Raw genomic sequence first — 25,646 nt, 5'->3', positions numbered from 1 at the left:
TTGTCTTCCGGTGACTGCTGCGTACGCAGCGTCGACCTTACGGCCAACGATGCGGGCAAAGCGGACGAGGGCCGGGTCAACGGGTCTCTTTGACGCAACTCTGACGGGGTCGGCGGACGACCGCCCCTACGGCGGCGGCCCACGGAAACGGGCCGCACCCCTCGAAGGCGCGGCCCGCGTGACAACGGCTGGACCCGGCGGTCTACCGGACCTCGGTGATCTCCGGGCCCCGCTGCAGCTGGTCCACGCCGCCCGAGAAGCGGGACTCGTCCTGCTGCTGCACACCCTCGGGCACCATCTGCGCGTCGCTCGGCAGCTTCAGCACGATCGGGTCGCGGGGCGCCATAGGGCCCTCGCCGCGCACCACGACCGTGTCGCGGAAGATCTGCTCCAGCAGCCCGGCGGCCTGCGGCTGCACCGCGCCCTGACCGGAGATCACACCACGCAGGAACCAGCGCGGGCCGTCCACGCCGACGAACCGCACGACCTGGAAGCCGCCGGTGCCGTCCGGCAGCTGCACCGGCACCTGGGCCCGCAGCTCCCAGCCGAGGGGGCCCTCGACCTCGTCGACGATGCCGCCCTGCTGGGTGATGCCGGTCCCGATCTCCTCGCGGACCTCGCCCCAGATGCCCTCGCGCTTGGGCGCGGCGAAGGCCTGGAGCTGGATGGCGCTGTCGCGCAGTACGACGGTAGCGGCGACGATCGCGTCACCGGCGACCTCGACCCGCAGCTCCATGCCGTCGACGCCCGGGACGAACAGCCCGCCGAGATCCACGCGGCCCTCGCCCGGGTCGCTTACCTCGGTGCTGTCCCAGGGCCCGTCGGGCCGGGGCCCGGGCTCCAGCCGGACGCGCTCGCGCCCGCCCTCTTCCACCACCTCGTCCGCCTCGGTGTCGACGCTGTCGACGACCTGCTCGGCCTCGCCGGCCGCGTCCTCGGCGGCACCCTTCTTCTTGCGACGTCCGAACACGTCACTGTCCTTCCCGGTCGGATACGACCGAAGCGTATCGATTCCCACCCGTCGGACCGCCTACGGCGGCCTGACCGCTTGTGCCGCTCTCGCCGCCCACCGCGGCATGGCCACCGGTGGACCCGAAGCCCCCTTCGGCCCGCGCCGAGCCGGGAAGCTCCGCCACCTCCTGGAAGCGGACCCTCTCGACCTGCTGGACGACCAGTTGGGCAATCCGGTCGAAGCGCTCGAACCGCACGGACTCGCGCGGGTCGAGATTCACCACGATCACCTTGATCTCCCCACGGTACCCGGCATCAACCGTCCCCGGGGCATTCACGAGGGCGACACCGCAGCGGGCTGCGAGACCGGACCGCGGGTGCACGAAGGCCGCGTACCCCTCGGGGAGGGCGACGGACACTCCCGTGGGCAGCACGGCGCGCTCACCGGGCGCCAGTTCGCACGCCTCCGTGGTGCGCAGATCGGCTCCGGCGTCGCCGGGGTGCTCGTACGCCGGGAGCGGTACGTCGGGGTCGACGCGCCGGATCAGGACGTCGAGGGGGCCGGGGCTCACGGGTTCACCTCGAAGGCGCGGGCGCGCCGGATCTGGTCCGGGTCGTCCATGGCGGCCTGGATCTCCTCCCGGCGGCCGTGGTCGATGAAGTGGTCGACCTTCACCTCGATGAAGAGGGCGTCGGCGCGGACGGCGACGGGCCCGTCGGGGCCGCCGATGCGTCCGGTGGCCCTGGAGTAGATCTTCCGCCCGGCGACGGCGGTGACCTCGGCCTCCAGGTACAGCGTGGTGCCCACCGGCACGGGCCGCGCGAAGTCGGTCTCCAGCCGGCCGGTGACGGCGATGGTGCGCAGCAGCCAGTTCAGCGAGCCCAGGGTCTCGTCCAGGGCCGTGGCCAGCACACCGCCGTGCGCGAGGCCCGGGGCGCCCTGGTGGGCGGGCTGGACGGTGAACTCGGCGGTCAGCGAGACGCCCTCGCCGGCCCGCGCCTCCAGGTGCAGGCCGTGGGACTGTCCGGGGCCGCACCCGAAACAGTGTTCGTAGTGGGCACCGAGGAGTTCCCCGGGCGCGGGCGCGTCGGGGTGCCGTACCGGTCTCACCGCGTCGGCAGGCGGCTGAAGGCTTGCGGAACTACCACTCACAGGCGCAGACCTTACCCGCGCGTCCGCCGTATCAGGATCCCGTGCCAAGCTTGGCTTCATGCAGCTCTCCGCCACGCCGTACGAAGAACGCCTCACCGCCCCCCGCTCGTGGTGGTTCGTCAGCTTCCTCGTGGGCGTCTCGTTCGCCCTGATCCTGCTCCCCTTCGGCACGCTTCCGCTGCTCGGCGGTCTGGTCGGCGGTACGGCGGCGGCAGCGGTGGTGGCGAGCGCGTACGGCTCGCCGCGCATCCGTGTGGTGGGTGACTCGCTGATCGCGGGCGAGGCGAAGATCCCGGTGTCGGCGCTCGGCACGTCCGAGGTGCTGGACGCGGAGGAGGCCCGCGCCTGGCGGACGTACAAGGCCGACACCCGCGCCTTCCTGCTGCTGCGCGCCTACATCCCCAGGGCCCTGCGGGTGGAGGTCACCGACCCCGAGGACCCGACGCCGTACCTGTACCTGTCCACGCGTGAGCCGGAACAGCTGGCGGCGGCGATCGAGGCGGCGCGGAAGGCGAACGCCTAAAGCCCTTCCAGCGGCTTCGCCGGTCTCTCCAGGGCCGGCAGCTCGGGCAGCTCGTCCCAGGGCACCTGGATCTTGCGCAGGTCGCCGCGGATGCGGGCGGCGAGTCTCCTGGTGTCCCGGCGGTTCATGGCCGCGCCGACCGCCGCGCCCACCATGAACGGCATCAGGTTGGGCAGGTCGCGCACCACGCGCTTCATGATCTGCTGGCGCAGGTTGCGCTTCATGTGGCCGCTGAGGGCCGAGTCGTACGTCGACGGCTTCAGCACGTCGATCCCGCGCTCCCCCGACCACGAGGACAGGTACGCGGTGCTGCGGGTCTTGAGGTTGCCCGGCGGCCGTACGCCGTAGACCTCGTGGAGCTCGGCGACGAGCTTCAGCTCGATCGCGGCGACCCCGGTGATCTCGGCGGCCAGCTCGGTCGGCATGGCGGGCGGCACCGGCAGCATGGCCACCGCTCCGATCCCGGCCCCGACGGTGGACGTACCGGCCGTGGCGCCCGCCACCAGCCGGTCGGCGATCTCCTCGGGCCCGAGACCGGGGAACTGCCGGCGCAGGGTCGCGAGGTCGCGTACGGGGACACGCGGGGCGATCTCGATGATCCGGTCCGCGAGGTACGCCAGCCCCGCGCGGGCGCTGCTGCCGCCCTTACGGGCCCCTTCCCGGGCCAGGTGCCGGGCCTTGTCCCGTATCTCCGCGGCCCTTTCCCGGGCCCCGGACTCCGCACGGGCAGGGGGCGTCCCGGCCCTTGCGGCGGACGCGGGCCGCCGTACCGGCGCCGGGAGGTCAGCCGGGCCGTCCGCCGGTGCGAGCGAGGCTCCCCTGCCGGACGAGCCCCGCTCCACTTCACGCGCGCCGTGCGGGCCGTCGTGCGGCCCTGGGTCCGCTTTCCGCAGGGGGAAGCGGCGCTTCCGGGGAGGGGTCGAGCCAGTCATGGCCGACCCGTCCTCAGTCGCAGTCGCGGCAGATCGGCTGACCGTTCTTCTCCCGGGCCAGCTGGCTGCGGTGGTGCACCAGGAAGCAGCTCATGCAGGTGAACTCGTCCTGCTGCTTGGGCAGGACCCGGACGGCCAGCTCCTCGTTCGAGAGGTCGGCTCCGGGCAGTTCCAGGCCTTCGGCGGCCTCGAACTCGTCGACGTCCACCGCGGAGGTGGACTTGTCGTTCCGCCGGGCCTTCAGCTCTTCAAGGCTGTCGGAGTCGACATCGTCGTCGGTCTTGCGTGGAGTGTCGTAATCGGTTGCCATATCGCTCTCCCCCTCTGGGTGTCTGCGGTGTCTCCAGCGCACGTAACGCGTGAGAGGCCGGACTTGTGCCCGACCTGAGGCGGAGATTTTGCCTCACATCAAGGTCTGTTACTCAATCGACACCCAACCCGACCTCTCAAGAGTGATCGGCTTGGCTGGCGGTGAGGACCGTACACGGTGCGAACGAGGTGCCTCAAAGGCGCCTCACCGTGTACTTCCCGTGATCAAGTGCCCTGAAAACCAGGACTTTCCCGGCTTTCAGCCCCACAACATGATCACGCAGAGTGCATGGCCGAAAATCCGCCCATGTGATTGATCACACAGCGAGAACCATGTGAGGGGTCCGGAAAATTCCGCGTAAAGCGAACATCCCCCGGGTGTGTCGGTGGATCACAGCGGCAGGGTGACACGCATCACCAGACCGCCGCCCTCGCGCGGCCGCGCCACGATGTGACCGCCGTGGGCGCGGGCCACGGACCGGACGATGGACAGGCCGAGCCCCACCCCCTTGTCACTGCCCGTGCGCTCCGTGCGCAACCGCCGGAAGGGCTCGAAGAGGTTGTCGATCTCGTACGCGGGCACCACCGGCCCGGTGTTCGAGACCGTGAGCACCGCCTGCCCGTGCTCGACCTCGGTGGCCACCTCGACCCAGCCGTCCTCGGGGACGTTGTACCGCACGGCGTTCTGTACCAGGTTCAGCGCGATCCGCTCCAGCAGGACGCCGTTGCCCTGCACCACGGCCGGCTTGCGCTCGCCGCGGATCGCCACGCCCTTGGCCTCGGCCTCGGCGTGCACCTGGTCGATGGCCTGGGTGGCCACCTCCGCCAGATCGACCGGCTTTCGCTCAACGATCTGGTTGTCGCTGCGGGCGAGCAGCAGCAGGCCCTCGACCAGTTGCTCGCTGCGCTCGTTGGTGGCGAGCAGGGTCTTGCCGAGCTGCTGCAGCTCCATGGGCGCGTTCGGGTCCGACAGGTGCACTTCGAGCAGCGTGCGGTTGATGGCGAGCGGGGTGCGCAGCTCGTGGGAGGCGTTGCCCACGAAGCGCTGCTGGGCGGTGAAGGCCCGCTGCAGCCGCTCCAGCATGTCGTCGAAGGTGTCCGCCAGCTCCTTCAGCTCGTCGTCCGGACCGTCCAGCTCGATCCGGCGGGACAGGTCGGAACCGGCCACCGCGCGGGCGGTGCGGGTGATCCGGCCAAGCGGGGACAGCACACGGCCGGCCATCGCGTAGCCGAACGCGAAGGCGATCACGGCGAGACCCAGCAGGGCCAGCAGCGAGCGGCTGAGCAGGTCGTCCAGCGCCGCCTGGCGCTGGTGGTCCACGCACTGGCTGATCGCGTTGTTGAAGTCCCCGAGCGACAGGCTGGTGGTGTTGATCGCGGGGCAGTTGTCGCTGGAGACCTTCAGCTCCTGGAAGCTGACGATCTTGAACAGCGGCTGGTTGCCCGTGCTGATCGCCTGGGCGGCCAGCAGGTAGATGATCGACAGCAGCAGGATGCCGGCGATCAGGAACATGCCGCCGTACAGCAGCGTGAGCCGTATGCGGATGGTGGGGCGCAGCCAGGGGAACGGCGGCTGCGGTCTCCTGGGATCCCAGGTGGGCTTCGGCGGCGCCTGAGGGGGCGCGGGTGTCGCGGCCACGGGATCAGATCCGGTAGCCGGAGCCGGGCACGGTGACGATGACCGGCGGCTCGCCCAGCTTGCGGCGCAGCGTCATGACCGTCACGCGGACCACGTTGGTGAACGGGTCCGTGTTCTCGTCCCAGGCCTTCTCCAGCAGCTGCTCGGCCGAGACGACCGCGCCCTCGCTGCGCATCAGTACCTCCAGGACCGCGAACTCCTTGGGCGCGAGCTGGACTTCCTTGCCGTCGCGGAAGACCTCGCGGCGGTTGGGGTCGAGCTTGATGCCGGCGCGCTCCAGGACGGGCGGCAGGGGCACGCTCGTACGGCGGCCGAGCGCGCGCACGCGCGCGATCAGCTCGCTGAACGCGAAGGGCTTGGGCAGATAGTCGTCGGCGCCGATCTCCAGGCCCTCGACCCGGTCGCTGACGTCACCGGAGGCCGTCAGCATGAGCACGCGCGTGGGCATGCCCAGCTCGACGATCTTGCGGCAGACGTCGTCGCCGTGCACGAGCGGCAGGTCGCGGTCGAGGACGACCACGTCGTAGTCGTTGACGCCGATGCGCTCCAGGGCGGCCGCACCGTCGTACACGACGTCGACGGCCATGGCCTCCCGGCGCAGTCCGGTGGCCACCGCATCGGCGAGCAGTTGCTCGTCCTCGACGACGAGTACGCGCACGTCGCAAGTCCTTCCTCTGTCCCGCCCGCCGTCGCGCACCGTGGGCACGTCCGGGCAGGGGTGTTCGTGGGGTGTGACCTCCATCCTGCCCTTTTCGGCCGTAAGTCGGCTGTAAGGCGGGTTGCGGACCGTACGGATCGGCGTTCCGGTACGGGAATACGAGATTTTCTCCTCCGGTTGAGGTTTCCGGGTGAGGGAGCGGGGGGAGGACGGCTTTACACCCCGCGATCACGCTCTGCATGTGCCGCAGCACCATGCGGTACTCCGCCGCCGCTTTTCGCAGAGTGGACGTGGGTGTCCGGCACCGTCGCCGCCCGGCAGGGCAGCGCTGGGCACTCGCGAGGGCTGTGATCGCCCCTTTCCCACACGGCACACCCCCGTGCCACCGACCCACGACCCAAGGACGAGGGGGCGCAGCATGGACGCTTTCACCGCAGGACTTCTGCAGCGCATAAAGGCGACCGAGTCCGACCTGTCGCGGGCTCGTGACGAGGGCGACGACTTCCTTGTCGAGGTGGAGCAGGCAGAGCTTGACGACCTGCGCCGCCTCGCCGCCGAACACGGTGTGGAGGTCAGCGCGTCACGCGTCTGATCAGCCCGGCAGCGCAGACGGCGGGACCCCCGGTGAATCCAGCACCGGGGGTCCTGTCGTGTCTGGTGTCGTGCGGATCACGAAGCTCGCGGGCCTCGCGGTGATCCTCGGGGTGGTGGTGCTAGTCGTGCCAGGCGCCGAGGTCCTCCAGCAGCCCCTGCAGCGGCTCGAACACCCCCGGCGACCCGGCGACCGTCAGTTCCCGTGACGGGCCTTCTGCGGGCCGCCCGCCGACCAGCGCGCCCGCCTCCCGGGCGATCAGGTCACCGGCGGCGAAGTCCCAGGCGTTCAGCCCCCGCTCGTAGTACCCGTCGAGCCGGCCGCAGGCCACGTCGCACAGGTCGATCGCCGCCGAGCCGCCGCGCCGGATGTCGCGCAGCAGCGGGATCAGCCGGGCGGCCACCTGGGCCTGGTGGGCGCGGACCTCGGTGACGTAGTTGAAGCCGGTGGAGACCAGCGCCTGGTCCAGCGGGGGCGCGGGGCGGCAGGCCAGCGCCCGCTCGCCCTCCCACGCGCCGGTCGCCCATGCACCGCCGCCGCGTACGGCGTGATAGGTCTCGCCGCGCACCGGTGCCGCGACGACGCCGACGACGGTCTCGCCGTCCGCTTGCGCGGCGATGGACACCGCCCAGGTCGGCAGGCCGTAGAGGTAGTTCACGGTGCCGTCGAGCGGGTCGATGACCCAGCGGACGCCGCTCGTACCCGGGGCGCAGGCGCCCTCCTCGCCGAGGAAGCCGTCGTCGGGACGGCGGTCGGAGATCAGATCGGTGATCAGCTTCTCCGCGGCGATGTCCATCTCGGTGACGACGTCGATCGGGCTGGACTTCGTCTTCGCCACGGCGAGGTCGGCCGGGCGGCCGTCGCGCAGCAGCTCTCCCGCGCGGCGGGCGGCCTCCTGGGCCAGGTCGAGCAGGTCCCGGTGCAGGGCGTCGGTCACGGGGCTCCTCACGCGTAGGGGCTGTCGGCGCCCGCGGCGGCCGGGCGCGGTGCGCGGGCCGGGCAGCAGCCGACGGGGCAGACGTGGTGACTGGGGCCGAGGGTGCCCAGGGCGCAGGGGGTGACGTCCTGGCCGCGCTCCACGGCGGCGCGCTCGGTGATCAGCTCGCGGACGGCGGCGGCGAAGCGGGGGTCGGCGCCGACCGTGGCCGAGCGGCGCACCGGCAGCCCCAGCTCCTCCGCCTTGGCCTTGGCCTCGGTGTCGAGGTCGTAGAGGACCTCCATGTGGTCGGAGACGAAGCCGATGGGCGCCATGACGACGGCCGGGACGCCCGCCGCGTGCCGCTCCTCCAGGTGGTCGCAGATGTCGGGCTCCAGCCACGGGATGTGCGGGGCGCCGGACCGCGACTGGTAGACGAGCCGCCAGGGGTGGTCCACGCCGGTGCGCTCGCGGACGGCGTCGGCGATCAGCTGCGCGACGTCCAGGTGCTGCTCGACGTAGGAGCCGCCCTCCCCGTGGGCCTCGACCGGTCCGGAGGTGTCGGCGGCGGAGGTCGGGATGGAGTGCGTGGTGAAGGCGATGTGGGCGCCCGCGCGGACGTCCTCGGGCAGGTCGGCGAGAGAGCGCAGCACGCCGTCGATCATGGGCTCGACGAAACCGGGGTGGTTGAAGTAGTGGCGCAGCTTGTCGATCCTCGGCAGTTCCAGGCCCTCGGCCTCAAGGGTCGCCAGCGCGTCGGCGAGGTTCTCGCGGTACTGCCGGCAGCCCGAGTAGGAGGCGTACGCGCTGGTGGCGAGCACGAGGACGCGGCGCCGGCCGTCGGCCACCAGCTCGCGCAGCGTGTCCGTCAGGTACGGCGCCCAGTTGCGATTGCCCCAGTAGACCGGCAGGTCCAGGCCGTGCTCGGCGAAGTCCTTGCGCAGGGCGTCCAGCAGGGCGCGGTTCTGGTCGTTGATGGGGCTGACCCCGCCGAAGAGGAAGTAGTGCTGCCCGACTTCCTTCAGGCGTTCCTTCGGGATGCCCCTGCCGCGCGTGACGTTCTCCAGGAACGGGACCACGTCGTCCGGTCCTTCGGGGCCGCCGAAGGAGAGCAGGAGCAGGGCGTCGTACGGGGTGGCATCGAGCGCGTCTGGCATGACTCGATCCTGCCACCCGGCACTGACAGCCGGGCAACAGCGGGGTGACGAGTCGGGTTCCAGCCGGTTTATACCGGTTCATCATTGTGCTCCCCGACCGATATCGGGGTGCGGTGAGGTTTGCTCGACTCGTAAGCTGTATCGGCCGCATTCGCGCCTTACGAGCCGCCCCGGAGACCACGTGCCCAGCCCCTACAGAGCCCTGTTCACCGAGCCGGGCACGAAAGCGTTCTCTGCGGCGGGGTTCCTCGGCCGGATGCCACTGTCGATGATGGGCATCGGCATCGTCACGATGGTCTCCCAGCTGACCGGCCGGTACGGGCTCGCCGGCGCGCTGTCGGCCACCATCGCGCTGTCCGCCGCGGCGATCGGGCCGCAGGTCTCCCGGATGGTCGACCGGCACGGGCAGCGCCGGGTGCTGCGCCCCGCGACCCTGGTGGCGCTCGCGGCGGCGACCGGGCTGCTGCTCACCGCGCATCTGGGCGGGCCGGACTGGGCGCTGTTCGTGTGCGCCGCCGGGATCGGCTCGGTGCCGAGCCTCGGCGCGATGATCCGGGCCCGCTGGGCGGCCCTGTACCGGGGCACCCCGAAGCTGCACACGGCCTACTCGTTCGAGTCGGTCGTGGACGAGGTGTGCTTCATCTTCGGCCCGATCATCTCCATCGGGCTGTCCACGGCGTGGTTCCCGGAGGCGGGGCCCCTGCTGGCCGCCTGCTTCCTGGCCGCCGGCGTCCTCTGGCTCACCGCCCAGCGCGCCACCGAGCCGCTGCCGCACCCGCGCGAGGACCACGGCGGCGGCAGTGCCCTGCGCTCGCCGGGGCTCCGGGTGCTGGTGGCCACCTTCATGGCGACCGGCACGATCTTCGGGGCGGTGGACGTGGTGACCGTCGCCTTCGCCGACGAGCGCGGCCACAAGGGGGCCGCGAGCGTCGTACTGGCGCTGTACGCGGCCGGCTCCTGTGCGGCGGGTGTGGTCTTCGGGCTGCTGCGGTTCGCCGGAGCACCGGAACGCCGCTGGTTGCTGGGCGTGGCGGCGATGGCCGTGAGTATGATCCCCCTCCTACTGGTCGGAAATCTGCCGCTTCTGGCCGTGGCGCTGTTCGTTGCGGGGCTGTCCATCGCGCCGACGATGATCACGACGATGTCCCTCATCGAAGAGCACGTACCTCGCGCGAAGCTCACCGAGGGCATGACCTGGGTGAGCACCGGCCTGGCGGTCGGGGTCGCGCTCGGCTCCTCCGTGGCCGGCTGGGTGATCGACGCAGCCGGCGCGCGGGCCGGGTACGGGGTTCCGGCCGTGGCCGGGGCCGTCGCGGTCGCGGTCGGTTTCCTCGGGTACCGCCGGCTGCGCAGGCCGGCCGCGGGTCGGGGAGGCACCGTTGAGCAGCACAGCGAGCGGGAAGAACGGCACCTGGCGTAACTGGGGCGGGAACGTGGCCGCCCGGCCCGCCCGGCAGGTCACGCCGGCCTCCGTGGAGGAGCTGGCCGCGGCGGTGTGCCGGGCCCGGGAGGACGGCCTGAAGGTCAAGGCGGTCGGTACGGGACACTCGTTCACGTCGATCGCGGCCACCGACGGCGTCTTGATCCGCCCTCAACTCCTGACCGGCATCCGCAACATTGACCGGGAATCCATGACGGTCACGGTGCAGGCCGGCACCCCGCTCAAGAGACTCAATGCCGCTCTCGCGCGCGAGGGTCTGTCGCTCACCAATATGGGGGACATCATGGAGCAGACCGTCTCCGGTGCCACCAGCACCGGCACGCACGGTACGGGCCGCGAGTCCGGCTCCATCGCCGCACAGATCAAGGGGCTCGAACTCGTCACGGCGGACGGCTCGGTGCTCACCTGCTCCGAGACGGAGAACCCCGACGTCTTCGCGGCCGCCCGAATAGGCCTCGGGGCCCTCGGCATCGTCACCGCGATCACGTTCGCCGTGGAACCCCTCTTCCTGCTCACCGCGCGCGAGGAGCCGATGCCCTTCGAGCGGGTCCTCGCCGAGTTCGATCAACTGTGGGCGGAGAACGAGCACTTCGAGTTCTACTGGTTCCCGCACACCGGCAGCACCAACACCAAGCGCAACAACCGCAGCGCGGGCCCGGAGCAGCCGGTGGGACCGCTGGCCGGCTGGTTCGAGGACGAGTTCCTCTCCAACGGCGTCTTCCAGGTGGCCCAGTGGGTCGGCCGCGCGGCCCCGCGGACCGTCCCGGCCATCGCACGGATCTCCAGCAAGGCGCTGTCCGCGCGGACGTACACCGACATCCCTTACAAGGTCTTCACCTCACCGCGCCGGGTGCGTTTCGTGGAGATGGAGTACGCCGTGCCGCGTGCCGCCCTGGTGGAGACGCTGCGCGAGCTGAAGGCCATGGTCGACCGCTCGGGCCTGCGCGTCAGCTTCCCGGTCGAGGTGCGCACCGCCCCGGCCGACGACATCACCCTGTCCACCGCCTCGGGCCGGGACAGCGCCTACATCGCCGTCCACATGTTCCGGGGCACGCCGTACCACGCCTATTTCACCGCCGCCGAGCGCATCCTCACCGCGCACGAGGGCCGGCCGCACTGGGGAAAGGTGCACACGCGGGACGCCGAGTACTTCACGCGCGCGTACCCGCGCTTCGGCGAGTTCACTGCGCTGAGGGACCGCCTAGACCCGGATCGGCTGTTCCAGAACGACTACCTGCGGAGGGTTCTGGGGGCGTAGGCGTCGCGACGGACGCGCTGGGCGTCGGGGCCGGGGTGGCCGGCCCGCCGCTCGGCGCTCCGCTCGGGGAGTCGCCCGGAGCCGGCGTCGCGCTGCCGTCCGTACCCACGTCCGAGCCGGGGACGTACCCGCGGGAGGGCGCGTCCGAGGGGGTCGTCGACCCGTGGGAGGGAGCAGGGGAATCGGACGTCCCGGGGCGCGAGGAGGAGGAACCCCGCCCGGTGACCGCGTCGCTGACCGTCGTCCCCGCGCCGCCGCTGAAGCTGCTGCCGGAGACCAGTTCGTACGTCGTGATGCCGGCCATGGTCACACCGAAGACGACGGCGGCCGCGACGGCCGGACGCCGCCAGCTCTTCTTCACCCGCGCGCGGTAGACGGTCCCCTCGGTGAACTCGCCCGGAGCCGGCGCCACCTGCTCCCGCCGGCGGGGCGCGACCGTCACCTCCCTGAGCTGCTCCCCCGTCCGCTTGAACCAGTGCTGGAACAGCGTGCCCCCGCAGGTGGCGACGATGCTGACGACTCCGGCGCCGAGGATCGTGCCGTACACCCCGAAGTACGAGGCCAGTTTGGCGGCCACGACCGCGGCGAGGGCACTGCCGGCGACCTGGGGGACGCTCAGCTCGATCCGTTTGCGACCCGCATCGGGCGTCTTTCGCATACCCGGTACTTGCCTGCCCTTCTCATACATGACGACGCGCTTGACAGCATTGACGGCATTGACGTCATTGACCGACCGACTGCACGAGAAAGGGACGTACGACCGAAACCATTAGTTCCGTTTCTGGGGATTGCGTGAAGTTCGCCACGTTCATGATCCGCGAAACCGGTTGCCGAGGGCCAAGTCGCGCCTCTTGCAAGAAGTTGGGCGGCGCGCCCATCCACGCACATGGTCCAAATGGAGTACTGTTGCGAGCCCTGGGCCCGGTCTCCCACCAGGGTGTCCGGGGCCTTGCAGGACCGCCGGGAGGGGGGCTAGTTGCACAGGGTGACGGATTTGGTCACTTAGCGTTGCGAACGGGTCACCGTGCCATAACGGCGACCAAGGGCCCGCGCCCGACACGCCGGGCAACTCGGCAAGGTTGTGGCAGGCTGCACCCGGGCAGGCCACACTCGACTAGCGGAAGCAGCGACGCACGTGACGTCGGCAGGCACCACCCGGGAGGTCCCCATGCCCGAACTGCGTGTCGTGGCCGTCTCGAATGACGGCACACGGCTGGTGCTGAAAGCTGCCGACGCAACGGAGTACACCCTTCCCATCGACGAACGCCTCCGTGCCGCCGTGCGCGGCGACCGGCCCCGGCTCGGCCAGATCGAGATCGAGGTCGAGAGCCATCTGAGGCCCCGTGACATCCAGGCGCGGATACGCGCGGGTGCCACCGCGGAGGAGGTCGCGCAACTCGCCGGCATCCCCGTCGACCGGGTGCGGCGCTTCGAGGGGCCCGTACTGGCCGAGCGCGCCTTCATGGCCGAGCGCGCCCGCAAGACCCCGGTCCGCCGCCCCGGCGAGAACTCCGGTCCGCTGCTCGGCGAGACCGTCCAGGAGCGGCTGCTGCTGCGCGGCGCCGAGAAGGACACCGTGCAGTGGGACTCCTGGCGCCGCGACGACGGCACCTGGGAGGTGCTCCTCGTCTACCGGGTCGCGGGCGAACCGCACTCGGCGAGCTGGACGTACGACCCGCCGCGGCGGCTCGTGCAGGCCGTGGACGACGAGGCGCGCTCGCTGATCGGCGAGTCCGACGACCTCGCCGTACCCGAGCCGAGCTTCCCGTTCGTCCCGCGCATCGCCCGCCTGCCGCGCGAGCGTTCGATGGACCGTGCCCTCGACCGGAGCGACCGGGAGCGGGAGCGGCCGAGTCCGCCCGGGCAGCCGTCCGAGGCCGCCGAGGAGTCCACGGGCGAACGCGACTCGCTGACCAGCCTGTTGGAGGCCGTCCCGAGCTTCCGGGGCGACCTGGTGGTCCCGGAGCGCCGGGAGGAGACACCGCAGGAGCCCGAGTCCGAACCGGTGGCGGAGGAGCCGCCGGCGCCCGCGGCCTCGGCCGGTTCGGCCTACGCGGACGTCCTCATGCCCCGCTCCGTCGGCAGCCACCGCGACCGGCTCATCGGCGCCACCGACCGTCAGGCCGAGGCCGACGGCGTGCGCCCCGGCCGCCGCGCCGCCGTCCCGAGCTGGGACGAGATCGTGTTCGGCACGCGCCGCAAGAAGCAGGAGTGAGCGCCCGACGCGGACCGGTGACGACGGAAAAGTGGGGACACGCGTGCGTGCTCCCACTTCCGGCATGCCGCCGCGCGCGCTACTGCGGGTCCGCGCCCACCGCGACCGGGCGGTCCGGGTCGGCCGACCACGCGGACCAGGAACCGACGTACAGCGCCGCCGGGATGCCCGCCACCGCCAGTGCGAGGACCTCATGGGCGCCGGAGACGCCCGAGCCGCAGTAGACGCCCACCTCGGCGTCCTCGGCGACGCCCAGGGCCTTGAAGCGGTCGCGCAGCTCGGCCGCGGGCAGGAACCGGCCGTCGGGGCCCACGTTCTCCGTCGTCGGCGCCGACAGCGCGCCGGGGATGTGCCCGCCGACCCGGTCGATCGGCTCGACCTCGCCGCGGTAGCGCTCCCCCGCGCGCGCGTCCAGCAGGACACCCGTGCGGGCCAGGTCCGCGGCGGCGTCCGCGTCCAGCAGCCCCGTGGCGGCCGGTGCCGGACGGAAGTCGCCCTCGGCCGGAACGGGCACCCGCGTGGACAGTTCGCCCTCCCACGACGGCAACCCGCCGTCGAGGACCCGCACGTCCGGGTGACCCGTCCAGTGCAGCAGCCACCACGCGCGCGCGGCCGCCCAGCCCTGGCCGCCGTCGTAGACGACGACCGGGCGGCCCGTCGACACGCCCGCGCGGCGCATCGCGGCGCCGAACTCCTCGATGTCCGGCAGCGGATGGCGGCCGTCCGCCCCGGGCTCCCCGGCCAGCTCCCGGTCGAGGTCGACGAAGACCGCGCCGGGGATGTGCCCGGCGGCGTACTCGGCCCGCCCGTCGAAGGCCGGCGCCCCCGCCGCCTTCGCCAGGCTCAACTGCCAGCGGATGTCCAGCAGCACCGGCGGGCGGTCGCCGGTCAGCTCATGCGCGAGTTCGGTCGCGGTGATGATGGCGTTCATGGCGTCCATGCATACGCCAGGGGTGGCCGCCGCGTCCAGGTCGGGCTACTCTGCTCGGCCGGGCAGGCCCGATCACGAAGAGTATGAGATCGAGCACACGCTGTACCGCCGACGGACACCTTCCGGCCACCGACAGGGAGCGCCGAAAGCCGGCGGAACAGGCATCCTCCCGCCGGTGTCGCCGAGCGGCGGCGCGCTGTGGCCCGCGGTGGCGTGGAGGATGCGGGCACCGGCGCGGGCGTACCCGCCGCCGGCGTGGACACCCCTTCCGGGGAGCGGAAGCGACACGGCCACCGCGAGGGGCCGGGGAGAGAGTGATCGATGAGCGAGGCACCGGAACCGGCCCGACCGCACGCGCGGCGCGCGCCCGGCACGCCCTGCTGGGTGAGCCTGATGGCCCACGGGCTGACCGCCACCGAGGAGTTCTACGGCGAGCTGTTCGGCTGGGAGTTCCGGCCGGGGCCGCAGCAGCTCGGGCCGTATGTGCGGGCGCTGCTCGACGGGCGGGAGGTGGCCGGAATGGGCCAGCTGCCGCCGGACCGCAGGCTGCCCATCGCCTGGACGCCGTACTTCGCCTCGGACGACGTGGACCGGACGGCGGACACGGTGCGGCTGTGCGGGGGCACCGTGGCGGTCGGCCCGCTGGACGCCGCCGAGGCCGGGCGGATGGCGATCGCCGCCGACCCCTCCGGCGCGGTGTTCGGCATCTGGCAGGGCTCCGCGCACCTCGGCACGGCGCTCACCGGTGTCCCCGGTACGCCCGCCTGGAACGAGCTGGTGACGTTCGAGACCGAGAGCGTCGCCAAGTTCTACGCCACCGTGTTCGGCTACGAGGAGGAGCCGGTGGTGTCCGCCGACTTCGACTACGTGACCCTGCATCTGGCCGGCCGTCCGGTCGCCGGGCTGCACGGTATGGGCCACGGGCTGCCCCGGGACCGGGGGCCGCACTGGGAGACGTACTTCCATGTCGCCGACGTCGATCTGACGCTGCGGCAGGTGGCCGAACTGGGTGGCCGGCTCGTCCGGCCGGCGCACGACAGCCCGCACGGGCGCGTGGCGACCGTGGCGGACCCGGAGGGCGCGGAGTTCTCGGTGATCCAGGACCCGCACTGAGCCCTTGGGGGTTCAGCTGGGCGAGACCGGCAGGACGTCCGGGGACAGGGCCGCCGCTCGGGCCGACGCGGCGGTCATCCGGCGCCGGAAGTGGCGGCGGCACAGCACCTCGTAGCCGACCTCGCCGGTGGACTGGTCGACGTCGCCGACGACGACCTGGGCGCCCTCGACCACCATCTCGCCGCCTATGGTGCGAGCGTTGTGCGTGGCCCGGGCGCCGCACCAGCACAGCGCCTCCACCTGGAGCACCTCGATGCGGTCGGCCAGCTCCATGAGCCGCTGCGAGCCGGGGAAGAGCTTGGAGCGGAAGTCCGTGGTGATCCCGAAGGCGTACACCTCCAGACCGAGATCGTCCACCACGCGCGCGAGCTGGTCGATCTGCTCGGGCGCGAGGAACTGCGCCTCGTCCGCGATCACGTAGTCGACCCGGCCGCCCCGGGAGAGGTGCTCGACGATGTACGCGTACAGGTCCTGGTCGTCCGCGACCTCGACCGCGTCGGTGACCAGGCCGAGCCGGGAGGACAGCTTGCCCTCGCCCGCCCGGTCGTTCCGGGTGAAGATCATGCCGGTGAGGCCCCGCGCCGAGCGGTTGTGCTCGATCTGGAGAGCCAGCGTCGACTTCCCGCAGTCCATCGTTCCGGAGAAGAACACCAGCTCGGGCATGAGGGGTTGAACACCTTTCGGTGAGGAGTCGGGACGGGGCGGGTCGGCGGTCGGGCTTCAGGAGCGTACTTCGAGCAGCGGGACGAGCTGCTCGGCGGGCGTCATCGAACCGTGGTTGCCGACGAGCGCCGACTCCTTGGGCTCGCGCTCGGTGGCGATGATCAGGACGTCGTCGTGGGCGGCCGCCACGACGTCGCCGAGCCGGGCGTACACCCGCTCGTCGATGTGCGGCCCGAACCAGCCCGCCGCGATCGCCTCGTCCCGCGAGGCCACCCAGAACTGCTCGCCGATCACCTCGCGCCAGCAGGTCAGCACGTCGTTCTCGGCGCCCGGTACCGCGTACACGTGGCGGGCCCGGCCCTCGCCGCCCAGCAGGGCGACCCCGGCGCGCAGCTCCCAGTCCGTGTCGAAGTCGATGCGGTGCTCGTCGTCGAAGGGGACGTCGACCATGCCGTGGTCGGCGGTGACGTAGAGCGCGCTACGCGCGGGGAGCTGTTCGGCGAGGCGCTGGGCGAGCCGGTCGACGTACATCAGCTGGCCGCGCCAGGTGTCGGAGGCGACGCCGTAGCGGTGCCCGGAGCCGTCCAGCTCGGAGTAGTACGTGTAGACCAGCGAGCGGTCCCCGGCGGCCAGTTGCGCGGCCGCGACGTCCATGCGCTCCTCGCCGGTCAGCCGGCCGTGGAAGGTGCCGCCGCTGAGCGCGATCCGGGTGAGCGGGGTGTGCTCGAAGGCGGGCGAGGACACCTGGGCCGCGTGCACCCCGGCCTCGTGGGCCAGTTGGAAGACGGTGGGGTACGGCTGCCAGGGGCGCGGGTCGGTGTACGGCTGGAAGCGGAGCTGGTTCATCAGCTCGCCGGTGGAAGGGTTGCGCACGCTGTAGCCGGGCAGGCCGTGGGCGCCGGGCGGCAGGCCGGTGCCGACGGAGGCGAGGGAGGTCGCGGTGGTCGCCGGGTAGCCGGCGGTGAGCGGACGGCCGGTGCCGCCGCGCGAGCTGCCGAGCAGGGAGGTCAGGAAGGGGGCCTCGTCGGGGTGGGCCCGCAGCTGCTCCCAGCCGAGCCCGTCGACCAGGAAGACGCACACCCGGTCGGCAGCGGTCAACTCCGGAATCGTCGCGGTCAGACCCGGTACGCCCATTCCTGCCGCCAGGGTGGGCAGCAGGTCGGCGAGGGAGCCGGTGCCGTACTCGGGCAGCGGGGCGGTGTCGAGGGCGAGGGGTTCCGGGTGGTCCCAGGCGGAGGAGAGCTGGGTCATCAGCTCGCGAGGTCCGCGGTCGCCTCTGAGATGGCCTGCGCGAAGGCGAGCGCCTGGCGCACCGTCTCCGGGCCGTCCCCCGCCTCGCTGACGCGCAGGCTGAGGTCGTCCGCCGTGGAGCTGCCCGTGTAGCCGTGGTCGGCGTCGCAGTTGGGGTCGCCGCAGGCGGCGGGCTCCAGGTCGATGCGGCTGACCGCGCCCCAGCCGATGGTCAGCACGACCTCGCGGGGCGGGGTGCCCGGCGTGTACTGCTCGGGGTTCGCGACCACCCGGCTGACCACGACCGAGGAGATCCGGCCGAGCTTCACGGACTCGGTGGAGGTGGTCGCGTACGGCGTCGGGGAGGTGCTGTCGGCGGCCTGCTCGTCGGTGTGGCTGACGATGAAGCGGTTGCCCGTGAGGACGAGGACGGTCACGTGCCGGCGCACCTCGTTCTGGTCGAACGTGGTCTCCTGGTGGACCAGGTACGACCGGATGGGCTCGCCGCCCACAGCGGCCTCCACCGCCTCGGCCACGAGGGCCGGGTAGTAGCCGCTGCGCTCGATCGCCGCGCGCAGCCCCTGGGTCGTCGTACTGGTCTTGGCCATGGCGTCCATCCTAATCCGTGGGCAGGGGCGCTCCGGGCCAGTCGCGGGGACCGGTCGGGGCCTGGCCGGGCGCGCCTCGGTGCCGCTGTTCACGCGCCCGTGCGCCGCGCTGATCACGCGCGTGCGGGTGCCGCCGGACCAGCCGCGGCCGGATGTCGAGGTCCCCGGCGGCGATCAGGCAGGAGAGCGGTCCGGGGCCGCCGGCGTCGGCCTCGGACGCGACCACGACGGGCGGTGTCCCGCCGAGCGTCCGCCGCCGCCGGGCCGTCTCCTCGGCGGCGGGCTCGCGGAAGACGGGATCCTGGAAGACCGAGGGGCACGACACGAAGAAGGTGTCGGTGGAGTCCGCCTCCAGGCCGTGGTGGTACGAGGTCGTGGTCGGCGGCCAGGCGGAGGCGGACGCCGTCCCGGCCGATCACCTCCCGCTCCCGCCGCTGCCCTCGGGCAGCGGCCGTCCCGCGATCCCCATGCCGTCCCCCCTCCCCTGGTCAGTACGCCGGCATCGTGCGCGGGCCCAGGTCGTCGCGGGCGGGCGGCGGCGCGAGCCGGACGGTGGCGCCGAGGACGCTCGCGCCGTGGGGGGCGACGACGACCGGTTCCAGGGTGACCGCGACGACTTCGGGATGATCGTCGACGAGCCGGGACACCCGCAGCAGCAGTTCCTCCAGGGCCGGGGTGTCGACGGGCGTGGAGCCGCGCCAGCCGAACAGCAGCGGGGCCGTGCGGATCGACCGCACGAGCGAGGTCGCCTCGCGGTCGGTGACCGGGATCAGCCGGTGCGCCATGTCCCCGAGCAGCTGGGAGGCGGCCCCGGCGAGCCCGAAGGAGAGCACGGCACCGGCCGCCGGGTCGATCACGGCGCGGACGACCGTGTCGACCCCGCGCGGGGCCATGCCCTGCACCACCGGCCGCAGCTCCTGGGGCGCGCCGAACAGCCCGGTCAGCTCGGCGTAGGCCCGGCGCAGCTGCTCCTCGTCCGCGAGGTCGAGGCGTACGCCGCCCAGGTCCGCGCGGTGCCTGAGGTGCGGGGCGGTGGCCTTGAGGGCCACGGGGTAGCCGAGGGTGCGGGCGGCGTCGGCGGCGGCGTCGAGGCTGGGCGCGGACAGGGCCCGGCGGACGTGGATGCCGTAGGTCCCGAGCAGCTCGCAGGTCTCGGCGGCGCAGATGGTGAGCCCCTCGCCGCGCGTGAGCAGTTCTGCGATCAGCCGGGCGGCCGCCTTCTCGTCGATGTCGTCGTACTCGGGCACCTTCCCGGGCTCGGCCGCCTCCCGCCGCCACTGGCCGTACTTGACGGCTTCGGCGAGGGCGCGGACCGCGCGTTCGGCGGCGGGGTAGGCGGGGATGAGGTGGGTGCCCTCCGGAGGGGTGGTGCGCGCGGTGGGCTCACCGCCGTGCCGGACGGCCGCGGCGGCACCGCCCTCGGCGCCGGGTGTCCGGCCGGCGGCCTGCGGCGCGGTGCTGGTGGCCGCGGACAACGCCTCGGCGAGCCCCCCGAGTTCCACGTGCGCCACGAGTACCGGCTTGCCGGGCACCGCCGCGGCGGCGGACCGCAGCGCCTCAGCCAGCTCGGCGTCCCCCGGCGACCCCTCTCCGATCGCGGGGATCGCCGTCACGACGACGGCGTCGCACGTGTCGTCCGCCAGCGCGGCGCTCAGCGCCCGGTGGAAGTCCTCCGCCGTCGCCCCGGTCGTCAGGTCCAGCGGGCGCGACGGGCGCAGGCCCTCGGCGAGGCACCGGTCGTACGCCAGCACGCCCAGCGACTCGGAGTTGCCGAGGATCGTCACGCGCGGCCCGGCGGGCACGGGCTGCCGGGCGAGCAGCAGCCCCGTGTCGACCAGCTCGGTGATCGTGTCGACCCGCAGCACCCCGGCCTGCCGCAGCAGCGCGGAGACGGTGGCGTGCGGCAGCCGGGTCGCCCGCACCGCGTGCCCCTGCGGCGCGGAGCCGACCCCCTGCACGACGACCAGCGGCTTCGCCGCCGCGGTGCGCCGGGCGAGCCGCGTGAACTTGCGCGGGTTGCCGATGGACTCCAGGTACATCAGGGCGACGTCGGTGTCGGGGTCGTCGTACCAGTACTGCAGGACGTCGTTGCCGGAGACGTCGGCGCGGTTGCCGGCGGAGACGAACGTGGAGACACCGGTGACCCCGGTGACGCCTCCGCCGCGCCGGTGCAGCCGGGACAGCAGGGCGATGCCGATGGCGCCGGACTGGGCGAACAGGCCGATGCGGCCGGGGCGGGGCATCTCGGGGGCGAGGGAGGCGTTCAGCCGGACGCCGGGCGCGGTGTTGATGATCCCGAAGGCGTTGGGGCCGATGAGCCGCATGCCGTACGCGCGCGTGCGCCGCACCAGCGCCCGCTGCCGTTCGCGCCCCTCGGGCCCGCTCTCGGCGTACCCGGCGGACAGGACGACGATTCCCTGCACGCCGTGCTCACCGCACTCGGCGACCACCGCGGGCACGTGATCGGCGGGTACGGCGATGACGGCGAGGTCGACCGGGCCGCCGACGCCCCGGACCGAGCGGTGCGCGGGCACCCCGTCGACCTCCTGGAGGCCCTCGGGGAAGGCCCGGTTCACGGCGTGCAGCCGGCCGCCGTAGCCGCCGTCGCGGATGTTGCCGAGGACGCTGCGGCCGACTCCGCCCGGGGCGCGGCCGACGCCGATGACCGCCACCGAGCCGGGGGCGAGCAGCCGTCGGACGGAGCGGGCCTCGGCGCGCTGCTCCCTGGCGCGCTGCACGGCGAGGGAGCGGTCGGTGGGTTCGAGGTCGAACTCCAGCCGGACGACGCCGTCCTCGAAGCTGCGTTTCTGGGTGTAGCCGGCGTCCGTGAAGACCTTGATCATCTTGGTGTTGGCGGGCAGCACCTCGGCGGCGAAGCGGCGGATGCCCCGCTCGCGCGCGACGGCCGCGATGTGTTCCAGCAGGGCGGAGGCGACTCCTCGGCCGTGGTGGGCGTCCTGCACGAGGAAGGCGACCTCGGCCTCGTCGGCGGGGGCCGAGGCGGGCATGCCGCCGGCGCCGATGCGGTCATAGCGTACGGTGGCGATGAACTCGCCGCCGATGGTGGCCGCGAGTCCCACCCGGTCCACAAAGTCGTGGTGCGTGAAGCGGTGGACGTCCTTGGCGGACAGTCGTGGGTACGGCGCGAAGAAGCGGTAGTACTTCGACTCGTCCGAGACCTGCTCGTAGAAGCTGACCAGGCGGTCGGCGTCATCAACGGTGATGGGCCGGATGCGCGCGGTACCCCCGTCGCGCAGCACCACGTCCGCCTCCCAGTGGGCGGGGTACTCGTACCGGCCCTGCCGGTCCGCCGAGCTCTGCATGGGCCCCAGAGTACGGCTCGCGTCCGACAACGGCGCGAGGCAGTCTGTGGGGGGACGGAAGTCGGGCCGAGGCCGCGGTCCGACGCCACGCCGGAGGGGACGAAGGTCCGCTCCGGGCATGTTTCACGGTGTGGGAAACTGGTCTAGACAACCCTGAACACTGAAGGGCAGCAACACATGGCTGAGCGCCGCGTCAACGTCGGCTGGGCCGAGGGCCTCCACGCCCGCCCCGCTTCCATCTTCGTCCGGGCCGCCACGGCCGCAGGTGTCCCGGTCACGATCGCCAAGGCTGACGGCAACCCCGTCAACGCGGCCTCCATGCTGGCCGTCCTGGGCCTGGGCGCCCAGGGTGGCGAGGAGATCGTCCTCGCCTCCGACGCCGAGGGCGCGGACGCGGCCCTGGACCGTCTGGCCAAGCTGGTCTCCGAGGGTCTGGAAGAGCTGCCCGAGACCGTCTGAGCACCTGCAGCACCCCGAAGCCGCGTCGCCCTTTTCGGACGGCGCGGCTTCACCCTTTCCGGACCGACGCCACGGCGCCGCCTTTCCGGAATTGCGCGGGCACACCAGAATTCGGGCAGCAGAAATACACCGCAACCGAATTACTCTTCTTTGTATACGGCGCTCGTGTTAATGCCGCACCCCCGACATGTTTACGGCTTGTTGCGAAGTCCTCACACGTTCGCCGGTGCCGGAGAGGCGAAGCCGGTGCGCGGCCGTCGCGCGCTCGCCGTGCAGCGCCGTGAGCGCCCGCGCGCGCTCGCCGTCGCCGCGCGCCACCGCGTCCACGATCGCGCCGTGCTCCGCCCAGGTCTCGACCGGGCTCGGCGACGCCTCGACGGCGTACATCCACGCGATCTTGTGGCGCAGCTGGGTCAGCATCGAGGTCAGCGAGGGGCTTCCGCAGGCCTGGGCCAGCGTCTCGTGGAACCAGCCGCCCAGGGAGCGCAGATCCTCGCTGCTGCCGCGCCTGGCCCGCTCCTGTCCCAGCCTGACCAGGCCGCGCAGCACCTTCAGATGCGCCTCCGTGCGCCGCTGCGCGGCCCGGGCCGCGCCGAGCGGCTCCAGCAGCATCCGCATCTCCAGCAGATCGGCCGCCTCCCGCTCGGTCGGCTCGGCCACGCACGCGCCCGCGTGCCGGCGCGTCACCACGAAGCCCTCCGCCTCCAGGGTGCGCAGGGCCTCGCGGACGGGGACGCGCGAGACGCCGTAGCGCCGGGCGAGGACTTCCTCGGTGAGTCGGCTGCCGCGCTCGTGGACACCGGCGACGATGTCGTCCCGGATCGCCGTGCATACCGAGTGCGCCGGAATGCGCATGACCGACCTCCGCCTTAATCCCCGTGAAACGCCGACGATGGACGTGTGTTCTGCGACTCTATTGCAATGCGCCGGAATTTCCGACGGCGGGCCGGAATCCATGGATATTTTTTGGACAGCGACCGCCGCGAACTGCCGCTGGAACCACGGGAAAACGGCGAAAGCCCCGGCTCGGTGAGCCGGGGCCTGTGGTCGCGGGGGCCGTGTGCCGCGCGCGTCAGACGTTCACGCCGTGCGCGCGGAGATAGGCGACGGGATCGACGTCGGAGCCGTAGTCGGGGGTCGTGCGGGCCTCGAAGTGCAGGTGCGGTCCGGTGACGTTGCCGGTCGCGCCCGACAGGCCGATCTGCTGGCCCGGGGTGACCTGCCCGCCCACCGTGACCCCTACGGACGACAGATGGCCGTACTGGGTGTACATGCCGTCGGCCATCTTGATCACGATCTGGTTGCCGTACGCGCCGCCCCAGCCGGTGGAGACGACGGTGCCGGAGCCGACCGCGTGGACCGGCGTGCCACTGGCCGCGTGGAAGTCGATGCCGGTGTGGGAACCGGAGGACCACAGGGAGCTGCCGGCCTTGTAGCCCGTGGAGACGTACGAGTCCGAGATCGGCGCGACGAAACGGTTCAGCCGCTCGCGCTCGGCCGCGCGGGCGGCGCGGACCTCGGCCTCGCGGGCCTCCTTGGCCCGCGAGGCGGCGGCCTCTTCGGCCGCCCTCTGCTCGGCGGCCTGCTGCTGGGCGTCGGCCTGCGCGTCGATCTGCTCGGCGATGTCGTCGCCCACGGAGATCACCGGGGCGAGGCCGCTCTGCTCGACGGAGTTCTGGGCGGCGGTCGCCGGAGAGGCCGCGAGGGTGCCGATGACACCGGTGGTGAGGGCCGCGACACCGGCCGCCTGAGCGGCGGTGCGCTTGACCCGGCCGGGCTTGCGGTGCTTCCCGGTGGCGCACATGAACGCCATGGAGTGGCTGGTCCTTTCCTTCCCTCTCGCCTACCGGGTTAGCTGACGGGTTCGGAGCAGGAAGGTCTCCTACGGCTCCCCACGCGCAGGCGTGGGCGTCCGACTCACCCCAGGGGACGTGGGTCCCCGGCTCCCCTGGCTCACGCCGTACGGGGACTCGGCGATGACTGTCCGGTGCCGCGGTTGCGGCGCACTGCCTGACGAACAGCCCGGACGACGCTAGGCGGGCGCGCGTCCAATCCCCAAACGGATCCCGGACTTTGTAGCGCATCCCACAGGGCAGACAGGCAACCTCCGCACCAAAACGGGCATCTGGGGAAGAGAGTGGAACAACAGGGCCCTGACGGCCTGCCGGTCGTCAGGGCCCACGCGCGCGTGTGTTACTCGGCCGCCACCACGGTGACCTCGCCGATGCCGAGCGCCTCCACCGGCGCCTTGATCTGCGCGGCGTCACCGACGAGGACGGTCACCAGGCGGTCCACCGGGAAGGCGTTCACGACGGCCGCCGTGGCCTCCACCGTGCCCGTCGCGGCCAGCTGCTGGTACAGCGTCGCCTGGAAGTCGTCGGGCAGGTGCTGTTCGACCTGGTCGGCCAGCGTGCTCGCGACGGCCGCCGCCGTCTCGTACTTCAGCGGCGCCACCCCGACGAGGTTCTGCACCGCCACGTCCCGCTCGGCGTCGGTCAGGCCGTCCGCCGCGAGGGTGCGCAGCACCTTCCAGAGGTCCTCCAGCGCGGGACCGGTGTTCGGCGTGTCCACCGAGCCGCTGATGGCGAGCATCGAGGCGCCCGTGCCGTCCGGGGCGGAGCGCAGCACCTGGCCGAACGCCCGCACACCGTAGGTGTAACCCTTCTCCTCGCGCAGGACGCGGTCCAGGCGGGAGGTGAGGGTGCCGCCGAGGCAGTAGGTGCCGAGCACCTGGGCGGGCCACACGCGGTCGTGCCGGTCGGGGCCGACACGGCCGATGAGCAGCTGCGTCTGGACGGCGCCGGGCCGGTCCACGATGACCACGCGCCCGGTGTCGTCGGCGCTCACCGGCGGCACCGGGCGCGGCTGCCCCGGTGTACCCGTCCATGCGCCCAGGCTGTCGCCGAGCAGCGCGTCCAGGTCGATGCCGGCGAGGTCGCCCACCACGACCGCGGTGGCCGTCGCGGGGCGCACGTGGCGGTCGTAGAAGGCGCGTACGCCGGCGGCGTCGATCTTCTCGACCGTCTCCTCGGTGCCCTGGCGCGGGCGCGACATGCGCGAGGTCGCCGGGAACAGCTCCTTGGACAGTTCCTTGGCGGCCCGGCGGCTGGGGTTGGCCAGCTCGTGCGGGATCTCGTCCAGGCGGTTGCGGACGAGGCGCTCGACCTCGCTCTCGGCGAACGCGGGCGCGCGCAGGGCGTCGGCGAGCAGGCCGAGGCCCTTGGCGAGGCGGGAGGCGGGCACCTCCAGGCTGATGCGGACGCCCGAGTGGTCGGCGTGCGCGTCCAGGGTGGCGCCCGCGCGCTCCAGCTCGGCCGCGAACTCCTCGGCGGAGTGCTTGTCGGTGCCCTCGGAGAAGGCCCGCGCCATGATCGTGGCGACACCGTCCAGGCCGGCCGGCTCGGCGTCCAGGGGCGCGTCGAGCAGCACCTCGACGGCGACGACCTGCTGGCCGGGGCGGTGGCAGCGCAGCACCGTCAGGCCGTTGTCGAGCGCCGAACGCTCGGGGGCCGGGAACGCCCACGGCTTGGCCTCGCCCGGCTGCGGCTGGGGGTGGAAGTCCATGGTGGCGAGCT

General features: G+C 72.5%; 26 protein-coding genes and 1 riboswitch. Of the genes, 7 read left to right on the top strand and 19 right to left on the bottom strand.

All coding sequences use genetic code 11. The features are described 5' to 3' along the window. Positions 1 to 202: 202 nt before the first annotated feature. Genes ACZ60X_RS04660 through ACZ60X_RS04650 form a run of 3 tightly spaced genes read right to left on the bottom strand, consistent with a single transcriptional unit; the run spans position 203 to position 2,104 of the window. The gene (locus ACZ60X_RS04660; protein WP_469593269.1) at positions 203 to 970 is read right to left on the bottom strand and encodes a DUF3710 domain-containing protein; all 768 of its coding nucleotides are present in this window, start codon (positions 968 to 970) and stop codon (positions 203 to 205) included. A gap of 1 nt (position 971) precedes the next feature. Further along, positions 972 to 1,523 (bottom strand): dUTP diphosphatase, encoded by a 552-nt coding sequence (dut, locus tag ACZ60X_RS04655; RefSeq protein WP_469593267.1) that lies wholly within the window; start codon positions 1,521 to 1,523, stop codon positions 972 to 974. After that, positions 1,520 to 2,104 (bottom strand): PaaI family thioesterase, encoded by a 585-nt coding sequence (locus ACZ60X_RS04650; protein ID WP_469593265.1) that lies wholly within the window; start codon positions 2,102 to 2,104, stop codon positions 1,520 to 1,522. The genes dut and ACZ60X_RS04650 overlap by 4 nt, the downstream gene beginning before the upstream one ends. A 58-nt stretch (positions 2,105 to 2,162) precedes the next feature. On the opposite strand from ACZ60X_RS04650, the gene ACZ60X_RS04645 reads away from it, so the two are divergent. Beyond that, complete coding sequence (locus ACZ60X_RS04645; RefSeq protein ID WP_469593263.1) at positions 2,163 to 2,627, top strand: DUF3093 domain-containing protein; 465 nt, start codon at positions 2,163 to 2,165, stop codon at positions 2,625 to 2,627. Here the strand turns inward: ACZ60X_RS04645 and ACZ60X_RS04640 are convergent. From ACZ60X_RS04640 to ACZ60X_RS04625, 4 genes are all read right to left on the bottom strand, one after another. Then, positions 2,624 to 3,559, bottom strand: a complete 936-nt coding sequence (locus ACZ60X_RS04640) for a hypothetical protein (protein ID WP_469593261.1) — start codon at positions 3,557 to 3,559, stop codon at positions 2,624 to 2,626. The two genes, ACZ60X_RS04645 and ACZ60X_RS04640, sit on opposite strands and share 4 nt — an antisense overlap. A 13-nt stretch (positions 3,560 to 3,572) precedes the next feature. Then, a complete protein-coding gene (locus tag ACZ60X_RS04635) occupies positions 3,573 to 3,869 on the bottom strand; it encodes a DUF4193 domain-containing protein (RefSeq protein ID WP_005481602.1) in 297 nt (98 codons plus the stop codon). A 390-nt stretch (positions 3,870 to 4,259) separates the two neighbouring features. Then, positions 4,260 to 5,507, bottom strand: coding sequence for a sensor histidine kinase (locus ACZ60X_RS04630; RefSeq protein WP_469593258.1), 1,248 nt, complete (start codon positions 5,505 to 5,507; stop codon positions 4,260 to 4,262). 4 nt (positions 5,508 to 5,511) lie between these two features. Next, positions 5,512 to 6,165 carry a response regulator transcription factor gene (locus ACZ60X_RS04625; RefSeq protein ID WP_003993508.1) on the bottom strand — a complete coding sequence of 218 codons (654 nt, stop codon included), beginning with the start codon at positions 6,163 to 6,165 and terminating at the stop codon, positions 5,512 to 5,514. A gap of 418 nt (positions 6,166 to 6,583) precedes the next feature. Here ACZ60X_RS04625 and ACZ60X_RS04620 point away from each other — a divergent pair, with 418 nt between their 5' ends. Beyond that, positions 6,584 to 6,757: a hypothetical protein gene (locus tag ACZ60X_RS04620; RefSeq protein ID WP_384476634.1), complete on the top strand. Its 174-nt coding sequence runs from the start codon at positions 6,584 to 6,586 to the stop codon at positions 6,755 to 6,757. Between the two features lie 121 nt (positions 6,758 to 6,878). Here the strand turns inward: ACZ60X_RS04620 and ACZ60X_RS04615 are convergent, their stop codons facing one another. Continuing rightward, positions 6,879 to 7,694 (bottom strand): inositol monophosphatase family protein, encoded by an 816-nt coding sequence (locus tag ACZ60X_RS04615; protein ID WP_469593255.1) that lies wholly within the window; start codon positions 7,692 to 7,694, stop codon positions 6,879 to 6,881. A gap of 8 nt (positions 7,695 to 7,702) precedes the next feature. Continuing rightward, the gene (locus tag ACZ60X_RS04610; protein ID WP_469593253.1) at positions 7,703 to 8,830 is read right to left on the bottom strand and encodes a ferrochelatase; all 1,128 of its coding nucleotides are present in this window, start codon (positions 8,828 to 8,830) and stop codon (positions 7,703 to 7,705) included. A gap of 181 nt (positions 8,831 to 9,011) precedes the next feature. Between ACZ60X_RS04610 and ACZ60X_RS04605 the strand changes: the two genes are divergently transcribed. After that, positions 9,012 to 10,250, top strand: coding sequence for an MFS transporter (locus tag ACZ60X_RS04605; RefSeq protein ID WP_469593251.1), 1,239 nt, complete (start codon positions 9,012 to 9,014; stop codon positions 10,248 to 10,250). Next, the gene (locus ACZ60X_RS04600) at positions 10,210 to 11,529 is read left to right on the top strand and encodes a D-arabinono-1,4-lactone oxidase (protein ID WP_469593249.1); all 1,320 of its coding nucleotides are present in this window, start codon (positions 10,210 to 10,212) and stop codon (positions 11,527 to 11,529) included. The genes ACZ60X_RS04605 and ACZ60X_RS04600 overlap by 41 nt, the downstream gene beginning before the upstream one ends. Here ACZ60X_RS04600 and ACZ60X_RS04595 read toward each other — a convergent pair. Further along, positions 11,453 to 12,187, bottom strand: a complete 735-nt coding sequence (locus tag ACZ60X_RS04595; RefSeq protein ID WP_469593247.1) for a hypothetical protein — start codon at positions 12,185 to 12,187, stop codon at positions 11,453 to 11,455. The two genes, ACZ60X_RS04600 and ACZ60X_RS04595, sit on opposite strands and share 77 nt — an antisense overlap. Positions 12,188 to 12,697: 510 nt before the next feature. On the opposite strand from ACZ60X_RS04595, the gene sepH reads away from it, so the two are divergent. Then, on the top strand, positions 12,698 to 13,744 hold the full coding sequence (gene sepH / locus ACZ60X_RS04590; RefSeq protein WP_469593245.1) for a septation protein SepH: 1,047 nt from the start codon (positions 12,698 to 12,700) through the stop codon (positions 13,742 to 13,744). A 79-nt stretch (positions 13,745 to 13,823) separates the two neighbouring features. Here the strand turns inward: sepH and ACZ60X_RS04585 are convergent, their stop codons facing one another. Continuing rightward, positions 13,824 to 14,675, bottom strand: coding sequence for a sulfurtransferase (locus ACZ60X_RS04585; protein ID WP_469593243.1), 852 nt, complete (start codon positions 14,673 to 14,675; stop codon positions 13,824 to 13,826). Positions 14,676 to 14,996: 321 nt separating this feature from the next. On the opposite strand from ACZ60X_RS04585, the gene ACZ60X_RS04580 reads away from it, so the two are divergent. After that, on the top strand, positions 14,997 to 15,788 hold the full coding sequence (locus ACZ60X_RS04580) for a VOC family protein (protein WP_469593240.1): 792 nt from the start codon (positions 14,997 to 14,999) through the stop codon (positions 15,786 to 15,788). Between the two features lie 12 nt (positions 15,789 to 15,800). On the opposite strand, the gene ACZ60X_RS04575 is transcribed toward ACZ60X_RS04580, so the two are convergent. The 5 genes from ACZ60X_RS04575 to ACZ60X_RS04555 all read right to left on the bottom strand — a co-directional run bounded on the left by ACZ60X_RS04575 (position 15,801) and on the right by ACZ60X_RS04555 (position 21,612). Beyond that, entirely contained in the window at positions 15,801 to 16,451 is a 651-nt protein-coding gene (locus ACZ60X_RS04575) for a thymidine kinase (RefSeq protein WP_469593238.1), read from the bottom strand. Between the two features lie 57 nt (positions 16,452 to 16,508). After that, entirely contained in the window at positions 16,509 to 17,702 is a 1,194-nt protein-coding gene (locus tag ACZ60X_RS04570) for an alkaline phosphatase family protein (RefSeq protein WP_469593236.1), read from the bottom strand. Then, positions 17,702 to 18,298, bottom strand: coding sequence for a DUF5998 family protein (locus tag ACZ60X_RS04565; protein ID WP_469593234.1), 597 nt, complete (start codon positions 18,296 to 18,298; stop codon positions 17,702 to 17,704). Before ACZ60X_RS04565 ends, ACZ60X_RS04570 begins: the two co-directional genes overlap by 1 nt. Before the next feature lies 1 nt (position 18,299). Then, positions 18,300 to 18,614 (bottom strand): hypothetical protein, encoded by a 315-nt coding sequence (locus tag ACZ60X_RS04560; RefSeq protein WP_469593232.1) that lies wholly within the window; start codon positions 18,612 to 18,614, stop codon positions 18,300 to 18,302. Between the two features lie 163 nt (positions 18,615 to 18,777). After that, positions 18,778 to 21,612 (bottom strand): bifunctional acetate--CoA ligase family protein/GNAT family N-acetyltransferase, encoded by a 2,835-nt coding sequence (locus ACZ60X_RS04555; protein ID WP_469593230.1) that lies wholly within the window; start codon positions 21,610 to 21,612, stop codon positions 18,778 to 18,780. A gap of 177 nt (positions 21,613 to 21,789) precedes the next feature. Here ACZ60X_RS04555 and ACZ60X_RS04550 point away from each other — a divergent pair, with 177 nt between their 5' ends. Next, complete coding sequence (locus ACZ60X_RS04550) at positions 21,790 to 22,071, top strand: HPr family phosphocarrier protein (RefSeq protein ID WP_003993478.1); 282 nt, start codon at positions 21,790 to 21,792, stop codon at positions 22,069 to 22,071. Between the two features lie 168 nt (positions 22,072 to 22,239). Here the strand turns inward: ACZ60X_RS04550 and ACZ60X_RS04545 are convergent, their stop codons facing one another. From ACZ60X_RS04545 to ACZ60X_RS04535, 3 genes are all read right to left on the bottom strand, one after another. Further along, complete coding sequence (locus ACZ60X_RS04545; RefSeq protein ID WP_469593228.1) at positions 22,240 to 22,926, bottom strand: GntR family transcriptional regulator; 687 nt, start codon at positions 22,924 to 22,926, stop codon at positions 22,240 to 22,242. Positions 22,927 to 23,143: 217 nt separating this feature from the next. Then, complete coding sequence (locus ACZ60X_RS04540) at positions 23,144 to 23,884, bottom strand: M23 family metallopeptidase (protein ID WP_469593226.1); 741 nt, start codon at positions 23,882 to 23,884, stop codon at positions 23,144 to 23,146. A 12-nt stretch (positions 23,885 to 23,896) separates the two neighbouring features. Continuing rightward, positions 23,897 to 24,057: riboswitch (cyclic di-AMP (ydaO/yuaA leader) on the bottom strand. Between the two features lie 207 nt (positions 24,058 to 24,264). Then, entirely contained in the window at positions 24,265 to 25,635 is a 1,371-nt protein-coding gene (locus ACZ60X_RS04535) for a M16 family metallopeptidase (protein WP_469594373.1), read from the bottom strand. Between the last annotated feature and the right edge of the window lie 11 nt (positions 25,636 to 25,646).

Source organism: Streptomyces sp. NPDC104106 (assembly GCF_055584345.1).
Note: the sequence above shows the minus strand (reverse complement) of the source record. Positions and strands in the feature narration are given on the sequence as shown.